At 36.8% G+C, this 22715-nt stretch carries 23 protein-coding genes; 7 read left to right on the top strand and 16 right to left on the bottom strand.

What is annotated here, in order from left to right; all coding sequences use genetic code 11:
• The first annotated feature begins 91 nt into the window (after positions 1-91).
• The gene (locus LI164_RS06325; protein WP_227086896.1) at positions 92-775 is read left to right on the top strand and encodes a response regulator transcription factor; all 684 of its coding nucleotides are present in this window, start codon (positions 92-94) and stop codon (positions 773-775) included.
• 24 nt (positions 776-799) lie between these two features.
• A complete protein-coding gene (locus LI164_RS06320; protein ID WP_227086895.1) occupies positions 800-1870 on the top strand; it encodes a HAMP domain-containing sensor histidine kinase in 1071 nt (356 codons plus the stop codon).
• A 30-nt stretch (positions 1871-1900) separates the two neighbouring features.
• Here LI164_RS06320 and LI164_RS06315 read toward each other — a convergent pair whose 3' ends face one another.
• Positions 1901-2158: a hypothetical protein gene (locus tag LI164_RS06315; RefSeq protein WP_005331021.1), complete on the bottom strand. Its 258-nt coding sequence runs from the start codon at positions 2156-2158 to the stop codon at positions 1901-1903.
• Positions 2159-2293: 135 nt separating this feature from the next.
• Here LI164_RS06315 and LI164_RS06310 point away from each other — a divergent pair, with 135 nt between their 5' ends.
• Entirely contained in the window at positions 2294-3169 is an 876-nt protein-coding gene (locus LI164_RS06310) for a LysR family transcriptional regulator (RefSeq protein WP_117606632.1), read from the top strand.
• Here the strand turns inward: LI164_RS06310 and LI164_RS06305 are convergent.
• From LI164_RS06305 to LI164_RS06280, 6 genes are all read right to left on the bottom strand, one after another.
• Positions 3166-4011, bottom strand: coding sequence for a radical SAM protein (locus LI164_RS06305; RefSeq protein ID WP_005331019.1), 846 nt, complete (start codon positions 4009-4011; stop codon positions 3166-3168). The two genes, LI164_RS06310 and LI164_RS06305, sit on opposite strands and share 4 nt — an antisense overlap.
• A 17-nt stretch (positions 4012-4028) precedes the next feature.
• Entirely contained in the window at positions 4029-5207 is a 1179-nt protein-coding gene (locus tag LI164_RS06300) for a M20 family metallopeptidase (protein WP_040015284.1), read from the bottom strand.
• Positions 5208-5220: 13 nt separating this feature from the next.
• Entirely contained in the window at positions 5221-6540 is a 1320-nt protein-coding gene (locus LI164_RS06295) for a glycine/betaine/sarcosine/D-proline family reductase selenoprotein B (RefSeq protein WP_227086894.1), read from the bottom strand.
• A 3-nt stretch (positions 6541-6543) separates the two neighbouring features.
• Complete coding sequence (locus LI164_RS06290; protein ID WP_005331015.1) at positions 6544-7824, bottom strand: glycine/sarcosine/betaine reductase component B subunit; 1281 nt, start codon at positions 7822-7824, stop codon at positions 6544-6546.
• Between the two features lie 243 nt (positions 7825-8067).
• Positions 8068-8898: a glycine/betaine/sarcosine/D-proline family reductase selenoprotein B gene (locus LI164_RS06285; RefSeq protein ID WP_005331013.1), complete on the bottom strand. Its 831-nt coding sequence runs from the start codon at positions 8896-8898 to the stop codon at positions 8068-8070.
• Positions 8892-9524, bottom strand: a complete 633-nt coding sequence (locus tag LI164_RS06280; protein ID WP_005331012.1) for a TetR/AcrR family transcriptional regulator C-terminal domain-containing protein — start codon at positions 9522-9524, stop codon at positions 8892-8894. Before LI164_RS06280 ends, LI164_RS06285 begins: the two co-directional genes overlap by 7 nt.
• Positions 9525-9864: 340 nt before the next feature.
• Here LI164_RS06280 and LI164_RS06275 point away from each other — a divergent pair, with 340 nt between their 5' ends.
• Positions 9865-11580, top strand: a complete 1716-nt coding sequence (locus tag LI164_RS06275) for an L-lactate permease (RefSeq protein ID WP_005331011.1) — start codon at positions 9865-9867, stop codon at positions 11578-11580.
• A 467-nt stretch (positions 11581-12047) separates the two neighbouring features.
• Here LI164_RS06275 and LI164_RS16130 read toward each other — a convergent pair whose 3' ends face one another.
• The 9 genes from LI164_RS16130 to LI164_RS06235 form a co-directional block, all read right to left on the bottom strand.
• Positions 12048-12677 (bottom strand): transposase, encoded by a 630-nt coding sequence (locus tag LI164_RS16130; RefSeq protein WP_005331010.1) that lies wholly within the window; start codon positions 12675-12677, stop codon positions 12048-12050.
• Positions 12678-12755: 78 nt separating this feature from the next.
• Complete coding sequence (locus LI164_RS16125) at positions 12756-13580, bottom strand: transposase (protein ID WP_242995519.1); 825 nt, start codon at positions 13578-13580, stop codon at positions 12756-12758.
• 226 nt (positions 13581-13806) lie between these two features.
• Positions 13807-14223, bottom strand: coding sequence for a hypothetical protein (locus tag LI164_RS06265; protein WP_005331006.1), 417 nt, complete (start codon positions 14221-14223; stop codon positions 13807-13809).
• Positions 14224-14253: 30 nt separating this feature from the next.
• Positions 14254-15348, bottom strand: coding sequence for an alpha/beta hydrolase (locus tag LI164_RS06260; protein ID WP_005331004.1), 1095 nt, complete (start codon positions 15346-15348; stop codon positions 14254-14256).
• Between the two features lie 285 nt (positions 15349-15633).
• Entirely contained in the window at positions 15634-16050 is a 417-nt protein-coding gene (locus tag LI164_RS06255) for a hypothetical protein (RefSeq protein ID WP_105309474.1), read from the bottom strand.
• Between the two features lie 34 nt (positions 16051-16084).
• On the bottom strand, positions 16085-17221 hold the full coding sequence (locus tag LI164_RS06250; protein WP_005330999.1) for an alpha/beta hydrolase: 1137 nt from the start codon (positions 17219-17221) through the stop codon (positions 16085-16087).
• Positions 17222-17412: 191 nt separating this feature from the next.
• Positions 17413-18585, bottom strand: a complete 1173-nt coding sequence (locus LI164_RS06245; protein WP_227086893.1) for a helix-turn-helix domain-containing protein — start codon at positions 18583-18585, stop codon at positions 17413-17415.
• Positions 18586-18834: 249 nt separating this feature from the next.
• A complete protein-coding gene (locus tag LI164_RS06240; RefSeq protein WP_081733101.1) occupies positions 18835-19152 on the bottom strand; it encodes a hypothetical protein in 318 nt (105 codons plus the stop codon).
• A gap of 239 nt (positions 19153-19391) precedes the next feature.
• Positions 19392-19808, bottom strand: coding sequence for a helix-turn-helix transcriptional regulator (locus tag LI164_RS06235; RefSeq protein ID WP_005424130.1), 417 nt, complete (start codon positions 19806-19808; stop codon positions 19392-19394).
• Between the two features lie 159 nt (positions 19809-19967).
• Here LI164_RS06235 and LI164_RS06230 point away from each other — a divergent pair, with 159 nt between their 5' ends.
• The 3 genes from LI164_RS06230 (at position 19968) to LI164_RS06220 (ending at position 22513) form a co-directional block, all read left to right on the top strand.
• Positions 19968-20288, top strand: coding sequence for a hypothetical protein (locus tag LI164_RS06230; RefSeq protein ID WP_005330993.1), 321 nt, complete (start codon positions 19968-19970; stop codon positions 20286-20288).
• A 142-nt stretch (positions 20289-20430) separates the two neighbouring features.
• Positions 20431-21264 (top strand): Rep protein, encoded by an 834-nt coding sequence (locus LI164_RS06225; protein ID WP_173794097.1) that lies wholly within the window; start codon positions 20431-20433, stop codon positions 21262-21264.
• Positions 21257-22513, top strand: coding sequence for a tyrosine-type recombinase/integrase (locus LI164_RS06220; protein WP_004845968.1), 1257 nt, complete (start codon positions 21257-21259; stop codon positions 22511-22513). Before LI164_RS06225 ends, LI164_RS06220 begins: the two co-directional genes overlap by 8 nt.
• Positions 22514-22715 lie beyond the last annotated feature (202 nt).

Below are 22715 nucleotides of genomic sequence, written 5' to 3'. Positions count from 1 at the left end.
TAAATGAATTTTTGTGCTAAACTCTCTCATAGAATGAAAGAGGAGACAACATCACTGAAAAATTTACATCAGTTGAATTGGAGGCTTTTCTATGCTACAAATTTTGATTATTGATGATGACAAAAACATACGACGCTATTTAAAAACAATCCTTCTGGCCGCCAGGTACACTCCAATCTGCGCGGAAACAGCCGATGAGGCACTACATATCATGGAGACAAACAATATTGCACTCATCATTCTTGACATTATGCTCCCTGGAACAGACGGGTTTACATTCACAAGGCTTCTGCGCGATTGTAAAAATGATATACCTATCTTGATGCATACTGCAAAGCAGCTTCCGGATGACATTAAAACAGGATTTCTTGCCGGCGCTGACGATTATATGACAAAACCGGCTGATGAGGATGTCCTTCTTCTTAGAATCAAAGCGCTTCTGCGACGGGCAAAAATCACTGCGGAACACCAGCTTCGCATTGGACATACTATACTAAATTATGATGCCCTGACCGTCACTACAGATAAGGATACCCAGCTGCTTCCTCAGAAAGAGTTTCTTCTATTATATAAGCTGCTTTCTTACCCAAACCAGATATTCACCCGCATGCAGCTTATGGATGATATCTGGGGACCGGATTCTGATTCCGGCGATGCGACTGTCAGCGTACACATCAACCGTCTCCGGAACCGGTTCCAGAATTGTCATGATTTTTCCATCACAACAATTCGGGGGCTTGGATATAAAGCACAGGTGCAAGAGGCACTCATGTAAATGAAATATATGGAGATTTAAATAATGATGAAATACTTTACACATACAAATGCAGGCAAATTAAAACTAAATTTTCGAACAAAAATGAACCTTCTTACAACCGGTTTGATCTTTGTCCTACTGTTATTATCCACATTTCTCGGAAACGGAGTTATGATCCTGCTCATCCATCATGGCTTCATCAATGCCGGACCACCGTCCTCACAGATTCCGCTTCTGATCCAGACCGGAATCATCAGTATTATCATTGGCACCTTGATCACACTTCTAATCAGCCACCTGCCGCTCAAACCTCTCCATACATTGGTCGAGGCTATTCATCAAGTATCCACAGGAAATTATGATGTTAAAATCCACTTGGAACACCCAGCAGAATTCCGAGAAGTATCTGATTGCTTTAATCACATGACCGAAGAATTGTCCTGTACAGAAATGTTACGCTCAGATTTTATCAACAACTTCTCTCACGAATTCAAGACCCCGATTGTCTCCGTTCTTGGATTCGCGAAATTATTAAAATCCGACCAACTCACAAAAGATCAACGCGAAGAATATCTGGACATTATTATAGCAGAGTCCAGGCGCTTATCAGAACTTTCCACGACCATACTTGACCTTTCCAGAATTGAAAGTCTCTCTTCCCTTTCCGGACAGACAACATTTTCCTTAAGCGAACAAATCCGGGAAGCAATTCTGTTATTGGAATATAAGTGGTCCCAAAAACATCTGAAGCTAGATCTTAATCTGGAAGAGTTGGACATCCTCGCTGATGAAGCACTGCTAAAACAGGTATGGATTAATCTTCTGGACAATGGAATTAAGTTTTCCCCAGAGTTTGGAAAATTATCTGTCTCTCTTCACACAAAAGATGGAACCTGCATCGTCAAAGTTCAGGATCACGGTCCCGGCATGGATCAGGCAACCTCTGATTTAATCTTTACCAAGTTCTATCAGGGCGATACTTCACACCAGTCGGAAGGCAATGGTCTGGGACTTGCACTTGTAAAGAAAATCATAGAGCTGCATCGCGGTACAGTCACCGTGGAAAGCAATACAGGAAAAGGCAGCACCTTCATTGTGGTGCTGCCTTTATAGCTTTTCTGTTCCCAAAATCTTTACTACCTTTTATCGGATATGCAAAACTCCTGAATGAGCCCCCGCAATCCAATTCTCCAAAGTATTCCTTGAAACAATCCCTTCTGTATTCTTTTTATATTTTGCCATCCCATATAATGAAACAAAAATCATGATTGCAAATAAAAATCTTGCACTTCCAAACATCTCTCCTTGCACCTCAAAGTACAAATATGCGGATACAAAAAATATGAAAATCACACCAAAAAATATTAATTTATAATTTCTATACCAATTTGTGTTTTTCATAAGTTTACACCTCCCTCTTTCTTTTTCTAACTATAGTATATAGTATTCCTTTTTGTTTGTAAAATTAAACTTTGGAACTATTTTCCATTCCATTTTGGAATATATGTATGATATAATCTTATTAAGGAGGTTTTTATGAACAATAAAGACTATTTAATTGTTGCTACACTCGGAGAAACGCGAAATATTACCCGTACAGCCGAACGACTTTTCATGACACAATCTGCCATTTCCAAACGTATTAAATTAATAGAGCAGGAATTTAGCTGTGATTTGCTTGTACGCTCCCGGCATGGTATCTTTTTTACAAAGGCAGGGGAACATATCTTAGACTTTTGTCGCAACACACTTGAAGAACTAGATGCACTAAAGCAACAAGTGAATTTTGAACATAATGAAATATCCGGTACCCTTCGCGTCGGTTACTCAATCAGCTACGGAACTTACTTTCTTGCCAGTCAGCTTGCTTCTTACCATGAAGCATACCCTAAAGTAAATCTCCAAGTCAGTACCGACCAAAGTAGTCAGCTCTATACCCAAATGATTCAAGGATCTCTAGACCTTGCCATTATCCGAGGAGAATACAGTTGGGATGGACCAAAATATATACTTGCCAAAGAACAAGTCTATGCTGTTTGGAATCATTCAATGGATTCTAAATCTTTATCGGAATGTTTATACATAAGTCGAAAAACGGACCCATACCTCACCAATCAAATGATTAAATGGCTTCGTGAAAAAGAACTTTTTTCAAATTCTTCTCAAATATGTGTAGATAATATTACCACTTGCAGACAGTTAGTAGATTCTGGCATTGGCTGGGCAATATTACCAGAAATTGCTCTTGAACATTTTGACGGAACAAAAATGAAATTACTCTTTAATGATGGGACACCCTTTACCCGTTGCACCTATATTCTGGTTCAAAATGGAGCCATAGCCCTTCCTCAGATTAAATATTTTATTAATCTGATATTGTCTCTTACTGATACAAAAAAGGAACCGAGTTAGTTTTCGGTTCCTTTTGCTAATTCATTCATCCAGTTTATCATTTTTTCTTTATCATACGGCAGTTTACCTATGACTGTATATTTATTCAATACAGTTGTATCCGCAAATATGCAGTCTGACATTTTCAGATTCTCCAGTATTTTTTTCGCTTCCATCATACGACTTCGTAAATCTAAAGGTACAAACAGACCTTGATTATATTGCTTATACAAATCTGTATCGTTCCAGATTTTTAATCCAATCATCCATATTCTTTCAGGTTGTATGACATTCAAAAATTTTGCAGTATCTTCCGCATGTTCTTCTGACATTTTTTTACCACCAAGTCCCGGAATTACCGTAACTGAATATGTAATTCCTGCCCTTTGTAATCGTTCGCAAGCTTCTATACCCTGTTCTGGTGTTACACCTTTATTCATTTGTTTCAACACTTTTGCATTTCCAGACTCTATTCCAATATGCAAATGACAAATTCCTTTTTTTCGTAGTACAAGAAGCTCTCTCTCATCCTTTCTTAAAACATCATCAACCCTTGCATACATACTGATTTCATGAATCCATGGCATATAACGCTCTACATATCCAGTAATTGCCAATATTTTCCCCGTATCCATTACAAATGGATTTTCTCCCAGCAAAAAAATACGTCTTTTTGCTTTTGCATATGGTACGAGCATTTTTGCTTTTTTCTCTATTTCTTCAAGAGGAAATATATAAAAATCATCCTTTGTAAAATCACAAAATGCACATTTATGCCAACTACATCCTAGCTCTGTTTCTAATAATGCACTGTCCTTTTCCCAAAATGGACGATACACTTCTTTTTCTGTATATAATTCCACTATATATTTCCTCTTTTCTAATTTTGAAGTATCTGTTTTGCTATTGAATTAAATCCAGCAACTCCTTCCCACAATACATCTTCATCTACATTGAAGCGTGAAGAATGATGTGGATAGTCTGTTCCTTTTTCTGTATTAGAAGAACTCAGATATAAAAAAGCCCCCGGAACTATATTTAAATAATTTGCAAAATCTTCACCTGCCATACATGGTGACTCCATATGCCGCTCCACATATTGAATTCCGAGAGTCCCTTCTATGGCATCTGCTGCCAAATCTGCCATATATCTGTCATTTACGACCGGTGGTGCTCCCCATATAATTTGGAATTCGCATTCACCGCCAAAAGTCATAGCTGTCATATTTGCAATCTCTTCAATTCTTTTTGCCAAATATTGCCGTACACTTTCATCCACCGCACGAGTTGTTCCTTCCAGTATCACTGAATCCGGTATAACATTATACTGATTGCCACCTATAATCTTACCAATTGAAATCACACTGGCAATTGTTCCCATAAGTTCTCTTGTCTGAATAGCCTGTAGTGCTAATACAAGATGCGAAGCTATCTGAACCGGGTCAATCCCCTTTTCCGGATTTGATCCATGACAAGATTCTCCCTTTATTTTAATAATAAAATGATCATAGGAGGCCATACAACAGCCTGAAGATATGATAAACTTTCCACAAGGAATTTCTTTTCCAAATAAAGTACCTATATGCAGTCCAAAAATCGCGTCGACATTTTCAACATATCCATCCTCAATAGCAATTTCTGCTCCTCTGGCTGTTTCTTCACCAGGCTGAAAAATTAATCTTACCACTCCATGCATAGAATCTTTCCACGTAAGGAGCATTCTTGCTGTCCCAAGCATAATTGCCATATGCGCATCATGCCCACAGGCATGCATATATCCCGGATATAGAGATTTATAATCAATATCTAATTCCTCTTCCAACTGCAAAGCATCCATGTCTGTGCGAAACGCAATTGTTTTTCCGTGATATGCACCCTCTATGGTTGCCATAATTCCACTGCCTCTTTCTGAACAGACATATGGTATGTTCAACGCATCTAATTCCTTTTTTATAAATTTTTCTGTCTCAGGAAGTTCCAGCCCTATTTCTGGAATCTTGTGCAAATCCCTTCTAATCCGCAACACATATGCTTGAATTCCACCATATTGCTGTAACATATCCGACTCCCCTTTATTCACAAATTAAAGCATGTTGTCCTTCTTCCGGCTTTTCTGTTAGCATTTCCAATGCTTCTTCCACCATTTCTTTTCTATATTCAACTTCTTGCTCATGTGGAAGTGACGGATTACCAAATACATGAAGCACACTATTTCCTCGTAAAATTCGATGAGCACCGATTCCCTCAGAAATTTTGGTAAGATTTGTTACATGGATAATTGGGATTCCAGCTCTTTCAATTTCTTTTGTCATCACTGCACCGCAGCGAGAGCTGGTACCTCAAGTAGATGTCAGAATTGCAGCATCCACTCCATTTTCTTTCATGTCTTTTGCAATTCCTTCTCCAAATTTCTTTCCCATTTCCATCGGAGTCATAACTCCTGCTGTAGAATAAAACTTCTGATATACCTCTCCGATTTTACCTTCTTTCTTCAACTTCATAAGTGCATCCACCGGAACAAGACGGTTCGGATCAGCCAGTACAAATGCATTATTGTATCCCTGATGACTGACCTCATAATCTTTTGCATTCAGTGCATCCACTCCATGAGTGTCATATATCTTATAATATTTTGAATTTGTCGGAACCTGGTTATCCGGATTTCCCTTTGGCACAAGCCCTCCGTCAGTGACTACTGCTATTTTTATCTCATCTAATGGCTTATCCAGAACCGGAAGTGGTATATCTTCATGGTTCGGCATGATGACTTCTGTATAGAAGTTCTCGTGATGATACTTTTTAAGCAACATAGCTAACGCTCGCTTTGGTGCCGGAATTGTATAGTCGATTTCAATTTCCGGACCTGATCCATGATATCCTTCCTTCTTACCATCTCCAATAAAATCACCTTCTACAAGGCGTTTAGCAAAAACTGCAACCTGTTTTACAACCTGTCGCATCTTTGCAGCATTGTTTTCTGTCTGAAGAATATAGCACTGATCCTTGTAGAGATCTGTACCAGGATTTTCCGCATACAATGCAGTAACTGCTGGGATTTTCAATGTTCTTGTCACCGCAGAAGTCGCAGCACCACAACCGATTCCATATCTTCCTGCATTAAATCCAGGCCCTGCCACAAAAAGCTGTCCTTTATATTTTTTCACAGTGTCTATCAACTGCCTACACACTTCGTCTGTATTCTCTGCTATATAATTATCTCCACAAATAAATGTAGCTACAATTTCATAATTTTCTCCTAAATTTTTGGCAAGAGCAAGTCCTGGTCCTACTGGTTCTTCTTTTATAACAATCCCCATACTAGCAGTGTCTTCTCCGCCATATCCACCATAAAACTGATTAATATAATGTACGACTCTGATTTTTTCTGTCATGATCTACGCCTCCTTTTCCGGTACTTCCGGCAAATCTGAATCTGTAGTTACATAACAGTCACCCAGTTGTGACCAAATTCCCTGATAAGCAAAATTCGTAGTATGTGTAAACGGCCCTCTCACATCTATTCCCATCAAACTTGGCACATTGGTTCCTTCTCCAATCACCCGATCTACTCTCGGATGATGAAGGTCGTAATTTCGTCCACTGTTTATAACGGCATCAATCTTTGGATCTGATATGACAAGCATATCACCAGGTTTATCATTAGATACAGCAGACAAATTCATAACACATGTCATTCCCATTTTTTCTGCCCAGTTAAATGCAAGTGCGCTGTCCAGCTGACAATGTCCCATACCTGATTTATTTACAATAACGCAATCTGCTTTTAAAGTTTCTTTACACAAGGTAGCTGCCATCATACTCATTGCATCTTTTCCATCAATTTTCATAACATTGTTGTCCATAACAAAACCGACAAACTCAATGTCTTTTCCATGACGTTTCATCAATTCTTTGATATAGACTTCATTTTGAAGATAATAGTTCGGCTCCCAATATCTCCATACCATAGCTCCATCGAGCACTTCTGTTGGTTGAAGAATTGTTGGGAGAAATCCTAACGCGCTCTGCCCATATACAAGGAAATTCCAAGTATCATGAGAAGCCATATGCGTAACCAGATATGCTACCTTCGGAAGTGGTTTACCATCCGCTCCAAGACCTACCGGTCCCAGTTCATAAACCTCTGATTCATCCGGTTTCATAGCAATTGCCAGTTTTGCTAGATAAACGTTAATGCTTAACGATGCATATTTTAAAGCCTCTGCATAACTTGCATCACTGACACCTTCTGCCGGAGTCGCATCTAAAATAATATGGTAATGTCTGGAAAAGTTAGAGTATTTTGCACATTCTCCTCCCATATCCAAATAATATTTGATGTTGCATTTTGCATAATAAATATCCGATACAACCACTCCTTTTAATGCAACGGTACGGCCTTCTCCCATAGGTGCAAGTTTTCCCCAAATTCCAGGATAAGATGTTTCTGGTGCATCTGCTTTACAACGCGGCTGCATTACGTCATGAATTCCCAGGATTCTGCAACTTTCTCCTGGTACAGCCAGCTTAATATCCAGACTTCCGAACAATTCACTTTTTGCCTGATTTATAAGCTCTTCTTTGTTGACTGTCAATACACCTTCTGACAGTTCTGTTTTCTTTCCAAATTGAACCTTTTTGACACGAATGTAATCAATTTGTAACCTTTTACTCATGGCATTTTCTCCTTTCTCACATTGAGACGCTGCATTCTTCCATGCAGTGATACTTAGCCAAACTCTACTGTTGTATATATTTTATCTTTCTTTTTTTTCATTCTCAATTTACAGAAAAGTATTGTGTCTAATTCTATTACAAATATCATATATGTACCATTTTTTAGTAAAAAAAGAACCTCTCATTACAGATTTTCTTTTTCTGTAATAAAAGATTCTTTTCTTATTTTCTTATATTCCTTCTTATTCGATGACCTGCTGTAACTGATTTAACGTTTCCATGACTAATCGTCTGCGCTGTTCTTTTTCCTGTTCCAAGGGCAATTGCGGATTTCCAAAGGGATAACAAACATTATTACCTTTTACTATCCTCACACTACCAGAGTCAATAGCTATGCGCGTCAGATTTGTAACCTGTACAACCGGAATTCCGATATTTTCAATTTCTTTTCCAATATAGGTTCCACATCGAGTACTTGTTCCACACGCTGATGTAATAATCACAGCATCCACTTCATATTGTCTGATTGAAGATGCAATTCGTTTCCCGAGACGAATACTTTCTTCTGTCGATGTCATCACTCCTGCTGTTGTTAGAAAGATATCACATAATTTTCCAATAATTCCTTCTTTCTCCAACTCTCTCATAATATCTACCGGCAACAAACGATTCGGATCTGCATTCACATACTGATTATCATAACCCTGATGGCTGACTTCATATTTGTCTGGCTTCAATGCCTCACAGCCCTGAATACTGTACGCCAGACATATTTTTGCGTTTGTTGAAGGAAGTTCTTCAGGATTTCCTTTCGGTACCAGCCCTCCATCTGTCATCAAAAGAATCTTTGCTTCATTAAGCTTTTTATGAAGATTCGGTATCTTCGGTTTTTCGGGCGACACCATGATAACCTCACTTTGAAAATGTTCTCCCCGATGCTTTTTTAACAACATCTCAAGGCATCTTTTTGGCGCTGCTTCCTTATAATTAATAAATGGAACTATGTTATCTTGATTTTTTTCTCCAGTCAGCCCGTCAGGAATTGAATAAATATACTCTGAACGTTCTAACATACTTTCAAACACTTCTTTCTGCCAATCATATTCGCTTTTTCCATATGCTCTCCCAGCATTCGCTCTTCTGTTAAATGTGCATAACCCGAAGCTTCAAATTCCAATACTGCATGTACTTGTTCAAAATAACTCATATAATTATCTCGCATTCCATCCTTGACCCAGTCCGAAATAATTCCAACTAAAGAATGCGCTTTCATTTTCGCCATGAGCTGCAACTCTGACTCTGTTAATTTAAATCCTGATTCGGAATAGCGCATATCAATATTAATTTTCCACATTTCATAATAAAGATCATTCAGATATTCATATAATGAATTCTGACCCACATACTGAAAACATGCAAGATAGAATTTTCGATTTGCATATAAACACTTACATACATTTAAAAAGCTATCTGTCAGTTTAGATGGATCATTAAACGAATTTACATTTTGAAGCATATCCGTATAAAAAACCCAGTTAATTAATTCGTATTTATCTTGAAAATGATAATAAAATGTGTTCCTGCTTATATTACAATAATCTGTAATATGCTTGACAGAGATTTTAGATAATGGTTGTTTCTCCAATAACTTCTTTAATGCGGTCGCCAACGCTTCTTTCGTTATCTGATTATTAGCCATACATTACACTCCTTTGAGATATTTACTCTCTTATAAGCTTTAAATTGTATGTTTTTTCTCTCTAACAATATTCTATTATAGATTATTCAACTAATCAACCTCAATCATTAATTATTTTTTGTACATTTTAGCGTTTTTGTCTAATTTTTCATCCCATACAATTTATTAGTTCAATATTTTCAGCAAAAAACAACACACTTTTTTTTATTGTTCATATTTAAAACAGACAACGGCTTTGTAAAATGAAATCCCCAACTTTTTTTGTTATTCTAAAACCATGAAATGTGCCATTTTCTACTGTTATAAACAAGCAAATTTCGCATTTTAGGAGGGATTTTTTATGTATGCACTTATTGCTGCTATTCCTATTTTATTGACCGTCATACTAATGGTTGGCTTTAACTGGCCGGCAAAACGGGCCTTGCCCGCATCTTGGCTTGTTGCCTGTTTTGTTGCCGGATTTATCTGGAAAATGGGAATACTCGAAATTGGTGCTCAGACTCTTGCGGGTTTTCTGAGTGCTTTTGAAACACTTTCAATTATTTTTGGCGCAATCTTACTTATGAATGTTTTGAAACAATCTGGCGCAATGGCTTCTATTAATAATATCTTTTCAAATATTACAAAAGATGCCAGGATTCAAGCAATCCTTGTAGGATATGTATTTGCCGGATTTATCGAAGGCGCTGCCGGATTTGGAACACCTGCTGCACTTTCTGCTCCAATCTTAATCTCACTTGGATTCCCACCGTTGGCAGCAGCTGCTGTATGTTTAATTTACAACTCTACACCTGTTTGCCCGGGGCCTGTCGGTGTTCCAACACTGACAGCTTCCAGTGTTGTATCCTCTTCCGTAACAGCTCTTGGCGGTGATCCGGATAAGTTTACCGCTATGCTGACCAAATGGACCTGTATTCCACATATGGTTGGTGGTCTGTTCATTATTTTTATCGGACTTTGTGTCCTTTGTAAAGTCTTCGGAAAAAACCACAGTTTTAAAGATGCATTAAAAGCACTTCCATTCTGCATCCTTACAGGTGTTGTTGTCGGAGTTCTCTATCTTACAATGGCAGTTTTTGTAGGTCCAGAATTAACTTCTATGGTTGCTTTTCTTGCAGCATTGCCAATCTTAATCCTCGCTGCCAAAAAAGGATTTTTAATGCCAAAAGAAGTTATGACTTTTGATGGAGTGGAAAAATGGGGCGACCAAAGCTGGCTTTCAACGCAAACCGTCAGCCAGCCACAAGATAAAGGTATGTCGCCTGTTAAAGCATGGATGCCATACGTAATCATCAGTATTATCCTTGTTTTAACACGTGTTGGCTTTTTCAAAATAAAACCGATTCTCACAGATGAACCATTTATTCTGCACATTGATCATATTCTTGGATTTGACACGATCAACTGGGATTTTAAATTCTTATGGAATCCTGGTATTATGCCATTTACATTAATTGCTCTTATTACCATTCTGCTTCACAAAATGAGTAAACATGAAGCCAAGGTAGCAATCAAAGATTCTTTTTGTCAGATATCCGGTGCTGCTATTGCATTACTTTTCGGTGTTGCCATGGTTAATCTTTATCGCTACACAAGTAATGCTAACATAGGTGCAAAAGTTGCTTCCACAGTAATTGATACTTTTGATTATACAAACAGTAGTATGTTATATGTCATGGCAGATGCGCTAGCAAATATTTTTCATGGTGCATACTTTATTATCGCTCCATTTATCGGTGTACTCGGCGCCTTTATGTCAGGATCATGTACCGTATCCAACACCTTATTTTCTTCCCTGCAATTTGAAACAGCTTCTCTGCTAGGCATGTCCCAGGTATTGATTGTAGCCCTTCAAAACTGTGGTGGTGCAATTGGAAATATGGTATGTGTAAACAATATCGTATCTGTATGTGCTACAACTGGAACCAGCGGTAATGAAGGTAAATTAATCAAGACCAACATTATTCCTTGCATCATATACTGTGTAATTGTTGCTACCGTTGTCGGAATCTTCATGGCATCAGGAATTAACCCAATGCCTGAATTATTAAAGTAAGAGAATCAAAGTCATCTGTCCAAACATTACAGTCGTTTTAAACATATACTTTCTTATTATCATATTATCAGAGGGTGTCGCAAAATCATCAAATCAGAGGATTGAGCGATACCCTTGCTCTCTGTATAAAAATCCGAAAGCTTTCATACCCCCGAACAAGTTATTACATTTGAATAACAAAAGTACAGATCCTTTTCTGTTTAAGGTATAACAAAGACTGTGCCTCGGCACATTCTAGCGTCTGCGGCGTTACTGAGCGCCAGTGACGCTCGTCTAGCAACGACCGAAGTGAAACTGAGACGCTTGCGACATCATCATTGTACGCCGTAGTGCGCATCCTGCCGGAGGCTTTTTTATGGGCGTGTGAAAAAACGAGAGTTTTTTCATGCGTCCTTTTGCTTATGGTTATAATAATAGTTATATTACATAAAAAATGGTATAATTCCCCTTACCCCATAAGAATGCTATTATGAACTCCTATGCGGCAGCTGCAACTTTTTCTGTTTATTGTGATATTTATAAAGATTGTGTCCGATAGAAACGAGAAATACTTCAAGCAATACAGATTTTATTCCTCTTCGGACAATTCTTTTGTACCACCGGTCGTTTTTCATGATACCAAAGGTACCTTCTGCCTGAATGGATCTGTTCATCCTTAGAAGCGCTCCCTGGATACTTTCGAGATTTTCTATCACTTCCTGATGCATCGCTGTAAGTTCGCGGTTGATCCGAACAGTACGGTTTTTGTCTGTCTTTTTACATTGTTTTGCGTATGGACAGCCGGAGCAGTCTTCACACTGATACACTTCTTCCTGACGCCCATACTTGTTCCCTTTTACGTTTTTTCGATACTGAAGATAAAAGTTTTTCCCGTTTGGGCAACGCATGTTTCCGTCTTCCCCGATTGGAAAATTTACTGCACGAAATGGCTCTTCATGATACTTCTTGTCCGTAGTCTCTTTCTTGAACATGGGAAACTTCATATATTTTTCCATTCCTTGCTGCTCACAGAAGATGTAATTGTTGTAAGAACCATATCCGGCATCTGCTACTGGGTACTTCGAATAGAAGCCATATGTAGTATAAAACTTGTTCATTAATGGAATAAAACAATCCATATCTGAGAGATACTGATTTACATCAACAACAGCAATGTATTCATCTGCAACACCGACCTATACATTATAAGCTGGAATCAACTGGTCATTTCCCATGTAGTCTGTCTTGATTCGCATAAAAGTGGCTGAATGATCTGTTTTCGAGTAGTTGTTGCGATCTTCTCCACAGATTTTGATTTTTTCCACGTATTCTTCCAACTTAGCAGCATACTCTTTGAGTTTCTCATAATGACGTTGTTGTGTAGTTTTGCGATGTCCCCTGCCATGAACAAACATTGCTTCATTAATCTGCCAGACTTCTGCATACTGTTCAGCAGCTTCCTTCAGATACTCTGGTGCGTACTCACTATTGATACAAAGTTTCATACCTGTACATGAAAGTTCCTCATTGATTTCCTCAAAGAGTGTAGTGATCTTACCAAAGAGACGGTATCTGGATTTTTCGGTTGCTTTTTTCCATACCCAGAAGTATTTATTCGCATTTGCTTCAAACTTGGATCCATCAATGTATAGATGTTGAAGATCCACATGCTCTGTCTCGAAGATTTTTTTGTTTATATCTTGAAATATTTCTTCAATGGAATCAGCAAGTACTTCGTTGATGAAGTAGCCGAAGGTACGGTAAGAAGGTGCTTGATGATCCATAAGATACATGAAGCGGAGATTGATTTTACACTGATCCTCCAGTTCACGCAATGATATATAGCCATTCGCCATAAATCCAAACAAAACTGTTTTCAGCATGCTGATCGGATCATATCTGAGTCTTCCTGTATAATGTTGAGGAATATTTTTCAAATATTTCTCCAGTTCGATTTCTCCCATAAATCTGTCAAAAGTCAGCACTGGATCACAGATGTCCAAATAATCTTGAATTAGCATTGGCAAAACTGCCTGTTTTGGGTTAGAATAGATTATGTTATTAATTTTCATTGCAAGTTAATTATAACAGAAAGAAAGACCTTGAGTTCATTATAAACTCTTGGTCTTTCTTTTTTTGGGGACTATTCTTTTTTCACAGCCCCATAAAAACGGAGCTGCTGCTCCAGTAGATTATCTATCTACTTTTGCAACAGCCCCATTCATTAAACAGGATTCTAAAAACTATCTATATTGTGAGCTCTTCTGCATCATCAATATCTGCATCACATTCATCAACCATATAATCTACAGCTTCCTGTGCAGCATCCATATGTTCTGCATCTCCCATGACTGTCAATTCATTTCTTTTAATGTTCAGCACTTTTCCGCTTTTCTGGATATGCTGATAGGTCTTAGAGATCTCTTCTGCCTCCAAAGAAGTCGGACAGAAAATTCCAACTTTATTTTTTTCTGCATAATCCTTTAACGCTTCCAACTGCTCATATCCTTCTTTTACTTTTCCACCTGTCACATAAATAATCCCAGGTCTTGGATTAATTTTTACAGTTGCCATAGTCGGCGGGGATGGAATAAACACCTGTTTTGTATCACTCTCTGGGTCAATAAAGTATCCAAGTCCTTCATATTCTTTAAATTCTACCATAATAATCACCTTTTCATCTGATTATTTCAATCAGTTCTTTTCATTAAATTCTTCGACTGTCCATGGACGTCTTAAATCGTTTTCAAACATATCCTTGAATTCCTTTTCATTCACTGCATTAAACAGCTGTGCATACTCTGCTGTTGGATCGTCTTTATCCAATACATTTGCTGCTGTTGACAATGAACAATGCTGACTTCCGCCCCAGTTATGAAGTTCAACATAAACACCTGCAGCTGCAAGTTTACTTGCATAATCATAAGCCTGATCCACACCATTATCATTAGCCATAGCATGAATGAATGTTGGTGGTAATCCTACACATTCTTCTACCGTAGCACGTCCTGGGAATGCTTCTGCCGGAACATCAACCATATTGTTCATTTTTCCTAAGTATTGACGTGCAGATTGTGCAGCATCAGAGCCACCCCAAAATGCAGAATTTATACTTAATGAGCGATATTGTGGCAACGGACGATCATCAATAATCGGCACCCATACCAGACAACCGCGTGGTGTGATTCCACGTTTTTTCAGTCTGTGACACAGAGCCAATGACAAATGTCCACCAGAACTATTACCATGAATAATAATCTTATTAGCACTAATATTCAGTTCTTTTGCATGCTCTGTAAGGAAATTATATGCAGCTTCACAATCATTCATCGGTTGTGGATACTGAGCGCCCATACAAAGTGTGCGGTAATTAAAGGTTGCTACCGGAACTCCATACTTATCTGCCCAATCTTCAATTGCAGCTGTAAAGCGGAAACATGTTGTAAGTCCTCCGCCTGGAATTATAAGAATGCATGGACTATTTCTCTTATAACGCCATTTCCCTTCTCTTGGATTTGCAACAAGAACTTTTACTTTTGGAGCATCTGGTTCATCAATACAACCTTTTGCTTCATATTCTGTTACACGGCTCCAATCATAATCTGGCAGGTAATCTTTAAATCCATCTTCCGCATGTGCTGCAAATTCCTGTCGTTCTTCAAATGACAGATCATCATTTAAAAGTACTTCTGCATATCCAACAGAATTTCCCATCAGTGCATATGCCTGCTCCAGTTCTGGATGTGCCCATTTAACATCATCACGAATTCTAAATTTTTCAAGTCCCATTTTTTTACCTCCCTGGTTTCTTAATCCCTATTCATAACACATGATATTTTTTCCTTCGGAATTAATTTTCAAAAAAAGTTACTGCAATAACTTTTCTTTCTAATTTAATGTTACCACTTCATTCTATATCTTTCACTCTTCATAAATTCAGAATGTTCAGAATTTGTACACTTCTCTATACTGCACAAAAAGCCCTAATGTTGCAGCATTAGGGCTTTTTAATTAATCTTGAAAGAGAAAAAACATGTGTTACAAATATTTATATTATTAAGTTACAATATTTACCTATAATGAAAATTTTTCGACTGTATCCAACTCCGCATCATACTCATCCAATACATAATCAACTAACTCTTCTGCCTGCTTTGTATGATCATCGTCTGATTTTACTGAAATTTCTTCTGGAACAATATTCAATTTTTTAAAATTACCAACAGCATACTGATATGTTTTTGCCAATTCTTCCACATCCGTTGCCTTTGGGCACAGAAATACGACTTTATTATCTGCACAATATTTCTTTAATTCTTCAAGTTTTTCATAAGATTCGTTAATTGCTCCACCCGTTACATAAATTACTGCTGGTCTTGGATTTGCTTTTACCGTTTGTTTTCCAACCAAAATTACAGTAATTTCTTTTGTATCACTTTCCGGATCTACTGCATAACCCAACTCATCATATTCATAAAAATCTACATTCATACCTGTACCTCTTTTCATTTTTTATGAAATGCCATTACTCACCAAATTTTTCTTTAAACGCAGCTTTATAATCTTCCACAACCCATGGTCTTCTTAAATCATATTTAAAACAGTCTTCTATATTGCTATCAAACATTTGTGCAATACGAATAGAGTAATCATTTGGTTCACCACAATTCTTAATGACTGACCATACTCCATTGTTATGATGAGCTCCTCCAAACACATGATATTCAGCAAATGAATGTGCTTTCAAAAGCTTCGTGTAAAATTCAATATTTCCAAAAATATCCGGATCCATTTCACTTTGATACATAAATGTTGGCGGGAATCCAATACAATCCTCTACTGTTGCATGATTAGCAAGTGCCTCTGGTCCTACCCTGTTAGAATCAAAGTTTCTACCTAACCATTGATATAATCCATCATGCTGTTCAACAGAATCCCATACACCACTATAGAAAGAAGATCCATCTTTCTCTCTATCGTCTGTCTGTGCACTAACCGTTACAATTCCTCTTGGACTATATCCATATCTCTTCAGACGGAATGCTAATGCCAATGCAAGGTGTCCGCCTGTACTTGATCCACTCAATACAACTTTGTTTGGATGAATACCAAGCATATCCGCATTTTCATTCATCCATTTATATGCTGCATGTAGGTCATTGATTGCAGCCGGATACTTTGCCTCCCATGAAAGTCGATAAATCGGAACAATACCAATGCATTTATGTTCCTCACAAAGTCGCTCAATCGGATATGCATTAGGATTCAGTGAAACGAGTGCTCCTCCAACCACATAGTAAAGCACACGATTCTTACGTGGTTTTATATTTTTAGGTTTCACTACCCACACTTCCACTGGTGTGTCAGGCTCTTCTTCACACCCTGGCACTTCGTATTTTTCGATATCGCAGGTATGTTCTGTACTCCACCACTGATCATAATATGCCTGTTGTCTCTTTTTTCCCAACTTAAGTTTTTCTTCATCCGAAACTTCTGGGTTGTACAAAGTTGCCGTCTCAATATTTAAAGCCGGATCTATGTACCAGAAATCTGCTCCATCCGGGTGTCCCCATTTCGAATCTGTAATGTCAGTAATCCTGTTACTTTCCGCAATAAGTTGAGATCCTTTGTCATTCAATTTTTCAAAATTTCTCTGTGACATGCCATTTCCTCCTTACATAACATATTATCTTTTTTCAAGGTCTCTGATTCCTTGTCTTACTGTATGTATATTATAGTTTTATAGAAATATGAAATCATTGTTTTTTAAAACAAAAAAAGAAGAAGATTTTTGTATTTTCTGACAAATTAATTCTCCTTCTTTAATATTCTATATTTTCTGTTATTTATTTTCTAAACTTTGCATTCATTTTGTTGTAAATGCTGATATGCAATAATTGCTAATTGTAATCGAAATCTGGCATTTGATTCTCTTGAATTATATCCAAGAATCTCATCCACTTTTTTCAATCGATATTTTACTGTATTAACATGAATAAACAAACGTTCTGCTGTTGCTTTTAAATCCTCTCCATAAGTATAATAAACAGCAAGTAGTTGCAATAGATCCTGATGTTCAAACAACGGGTCTAACACTTGGTCTACCAACTGCTCTAATTCTTCCTCTGATCTCTTTAATATAAATATGTGTGCATACCAGTCATCATAAAATTGAATCTGGTTTTTTAGTTCATATACTACATTTTCTGTCTGTATTGCATCTAAATAACTCTTTCTAAAATCATCCAGATTTTTCACCAAAGAGCCTACTACCGCACTCCAAATTCTTCCTGAAATGACCTTTTTTATCTCTTCAAAAACATTTTTTAATTCTTCATGAACCACACTTCTTCGAATATTATTTGGAAAGGGAACAAATGAAATCACAGTCTCTCCATCTAAAAAAGAAAGTACGTTTTCGTTTTTCTGTGTCACATAATTTGAAACAATTCCTTCTGCCTGTTTCAAATTCATTTCTACTCCTATTGAATGTTCGTCCCGTTTCTTTTCGAGCCTCAAAATCATACATATGTACTTGTTTTGCGAATAATAGCCAAACCGTTCGCCCACAATATTTCTATCACAAACTTCATTTCCTGAATAACAAATTTCCCGTAACCAATTTTCTACATATCTTTCATTTTCAAAATTTGTAGCAAGAACAACCGACAATTGTTTCGTAAAACTTAACATATTCGTATATACCGGCATATGTATGACAGGAATTCTTTGATTATCATAACACTTCAACTGTTTTCCATATAAGCACCCATCCTCAAATGGTTTATCGTCAAATACCAAGATTCCTGAAGCATTACATTCTTGTAATGCTTTATACACATTTTTAAACTCCTGTTCTTCTAATTCTCCGGTATATACAAGAAGAAGACCTGGTATAATCCAATTATCAAATCTGAGAGCAATATCTGGCGAACACCAAGTAACATCTGAATCTAAATTTGCATTTCCATGTTCTACAACTGCATTTTTCATAAGTGGAGTTTGTAATAATTCAAATAAAGTCATTATCATCTCTCCTCCAATCTTTCACTCTTAAACAATCTTATAATAACATAATGAAAAATAATTTGCAAAAGACAAGAAAAAAGTCTTAAACTTTGCAAAAAAAGTTTAAGACTTTTCAAATAAATGCCGCAGACCGGAATCGAACCGTTTTTCTTAATCTCAAATACTGATAGAAAGGGGCTTTGAAGACTTCATCACGGTTGCGGTGTTCAAAAAGTGTTCAAATGTTTGTCGCATACAAACTTGAAGTTATCTTTTTCCTAATGGCAATGCTATTAAATTTCCCAATAATGCAATAACAGCATATCCAACTACATAAACCCATGCACTTGAGTTATAAAATATAAATATAGATGGCGCAAACATTATTGCTACAATCAAAATATACCAGAAGTTAAAACCATTCCTAATCCCATAAAAAACAGAGGTTATTAAACATATTAGAGGAATAATTACTAACATAACAATCATTGCACTTCCTGTGTTTTTTATAAACCAAGGAACGATATAAAAATCTATCAGCAACAGTAGGTAGAAAACCATGTTCTTTTTTAATTTATCCATCATATCATCATCCTTTCAAATCCCGATTTGTCTGTTTCACATTATACACAGTATAATTCCATTTCACAAAATGTTCAATCAAAAAAAGTATGCAAGATTTTTATATTTTCTTGGCATACCTCTTATTGCAGTATTTCCTTGTTCGTATTTTCGCAAACTAACGTTCCGCAAGGATGCCCAGTGCGACGGTTCCTAACAGGGCGGCGGGTCGACTGGGCAAGTGGTCGGCTGAGAAGCATTTTCTACTCAACGACATATTTAACGTTTGATTCTCTCCGTCCCTCATATTTCTCCTGTGCCAACAGTTTATCAAGAAATTCTGACACTTCTTCCATGTCTTCACTGTCTATCAAATCCAGTTTTATCAATACATCAAGGTCTGTCTGATTCTTCGGTTGTATTGAGATCGGCTGAGATGTATCCACAACCACTTTCAACTGTTTTGTCTTATTTGCTGTTTCAATATCCGTAGTTAATCCCATAACGTGGCTTTTACTCACGCCGAATATCTGTGATAATTTTTCCCATATAGATTCATCTCTCGGCGTTCCGTTTCCATTTTCATAGTTCGTAAGCATACTTTGTGAAATGCCTAATTCTTTTGCAAGTTCCGCAACGGTTATATTCTTTTCTTTCCGCAATTCTTTTATTTTATTCATAGCGAACCTCCTTTATAAGCACATTATATTTCATCAAATTTTCTCTGTCAATCTTTTTATCGGATATTCAGATATTTTCTATTGACATTCTGTAACGCTTGTTTTATCATAAGATTATCTTAATATCTGATAATCAGATATTCGTAAGGAGGTGAAACGATGATTAGAGGAAATGACTTTATTTTAAATCCAGACAAACTGCAAGAGGAATTTCAGTTAGTAGAAGTTTCTGACTGGGTAGACTTTTCTACAAAAGAAAAATTAGGATTCTACTATACAGTTCTTCTTCCAAAATTAAAGTTTGAAAAAGTCAAAGTAGGCATTAAAGCTAACACAGCGATTGTTACCAACGAAGAACTTGAACAAAAAGGGCAGATTCCAGTCTCATTTGATGGATTACATACTTGGGCTAGTCTCTATAATGGACGTCTTTCTGTCAAAGCAGAAGCTTCCAATATCAGAAAAGTGGGAATGAAATAATTTCCCTACTATGTCAGCCAGTCAGTGCCGGACAACGTCATAGGTGCTGAACTGGCTGACCTCTATACTTGATATATAAAACAACATCTTCCGAAAACAATCGGAACATTCATTACAAAAATTGGGATATGAGGTGAGATTCGTGAGCAAAACAAAAGAGTGTTTTGCATACAATACGAAAATCATTGAAACTCCTACTACAAAAGAAGTATATATTTACGAAAACCCTATTTTTATTCACTCGAAAGAAAAGGCAGATTTAACAGACACAAGTAACCGAAAAAAATTTGATGAAATGTCAGCTCATAAGCAATATGACAGTTTAAAACGCAAGCAGAAACATTACGAACAGGCTCGTTGGGATATTGCCCGTATTGTTGACTGCAACTTTGATAACAAAACAAAATTTGTAACGCTGACATTTAAAGAAAACATTCAGGAAATCCTGATAACTAACCGTGAATTTAAGTATTTTATCCAGCGATTAAATTATTATTTGTACCATACCAAAACCCAGTTATTAAAATACCTTGCAACGTGGGAGAAACAGAAGCGTGGAGCAATCCATTATCATGTTATTTTCTTTGATTTTCCGTATATAGCAAAAGAAAAATTACAGAATTTATGGTCACATGGATTTATTAAAATCAATCGCATTGATGTAGACAGCAAAGAAAACAGAGGTCGTTATCTTAGCAAGTATTTTGGAAAAGACCTTGATTTGAAAGAACATAAGAAAAAAGCCTTTTTTAAATCTCAAAATCTGAAAGTTCCACACGAAACAAAAGTCATGCTGACCGAAGACATTTTACATGACTTACAAAAAGAAAATATCGTCTTTCAGAAAGAATACACAAGGCAAATTTACGATACCAACGCTTTCTTATCTACTGGTTCATGCTTAAAGGACAGCAGTGTTATCTACATCAAAATTAAAAAAGAAAATCCTTGCGTAAAGGGGGAATCTTATGGATAATCCCGTTACGTTTTCAGATATAACATTATTGAATACGTTAGCCACCTGTGCTAACATGACCACAGATGAAGTCTTCAAAGATTTTAAAATTATGGCAAATAAAAAAATCTTGAAGAATCACAAATATGAAATTTATTACTCGGAATCAGAAAAAAGCTGGCGTACTTATTTACCCGATGAAACCAAACCTAACAAACGCCGTCCTGTTAAGAGGAAGAGTAAAGAGAACCTTGAAAAAGAAATCATCAGATTTTATATCGAAAAGCAGAAAGCTGAAAACCGTCAGAATGTCACACTAGAAGAATTATATGCTGAATGGCTTTTGTATAAAAGAGATTATACTTCCGTAAAAGCAAAAACAATTCAAGAATATGTATCTGAATGGAATAGATTTTTCAAAGATACAGAACTTGTTAAAATGAAGATAGGCGAAATCAAACCAATCACGCTTATCCGCTTTTTCAGAGAAGCTACAAAAGACCGACAGTTCACGCACAAGCGAGTCAGTAATGCCCGTTCTGTTTTGAATGGAATCATGAGTTATGCGATTGAAGAAGAAATTATATCACATAATCCTGTCTCTGATGTGAATTTCAAACAGTTTACCTATAAGCCAGTAGAAGTACAAAGTGACAATGTATTTTCCCGTGATGATACGCATAAGTTATTAAATTATCTTCGGTGTATCATAGAACCATATTCTCTTGCAATACAGTTATCTTTCTATCTCTTTATCCGTGTTGGAGAAACAAAAGCTATCCGTTGGGAAGATATTGACTACAATAACAGGCTTGTATATCTTCACAGACAGGCGACCTGTGAACGTACATTGAATGATGATTTAACATTCTCAAGCCGAAAAGTAAAAGTAGTAAATCAAATGAAAGGAAATACTTCTCATGGATTCCGTAAACAGTTCCTTACAGACGAAGCACTTAAAATTCTTCACAAAGCAAAGGAATTAAATCCAAATGGAATATATGTCTTTGAACCCAACGGCGAGATTATGACAACAGACAGCTTTAATCGCCGTTTGAAGAAATATTGCAAAGAAGCCGGTGTTCCTTATCATTCCAGTCATAAAATCCGCTTTTACAATGCTTCAACAGCTTTTGACGGAAATAATCTTACAACCCTTAGTTATTTAATGGGACATAGTGAGACAGCTACAACATTGCATTACTTGCGGAATGTCAATAAGAGGAAGAATGACAGGCTTGCTTTTCAGAATCTTGGTATTTCATCATAAAGTGTTCAAAGGTGTTCAAACATTTTAAAACAAAAAAATAAGAGAAACGCTGTAAATTCAACGTTTCTCCCATTTTTAACTAATGCCGCAGACCGGAATCGAACCGTTTTTCTTAATCTCAAATACTGATAGAAAGGGGCTTTGAAGACTTCATCACGGTTGCGGTGTTCAAAAAGTGTTCAAATGTTTGTCGCATACAAAC

It is taken from the genome of Dorea sp. 210702-DFI.3.125, from assembly GCF_020560945.1.
GTDB classification, from domain to species: Bacteria; Bacillota; Clostridia; order Lachnospirales; family Lachnospiraceae; genus Dorea; species Dorea formicigenerans.
Note: the sequence above shows the minus strand (reverse complement) of the source record. Positions and strands in the feature narration are given on the sequence as shown.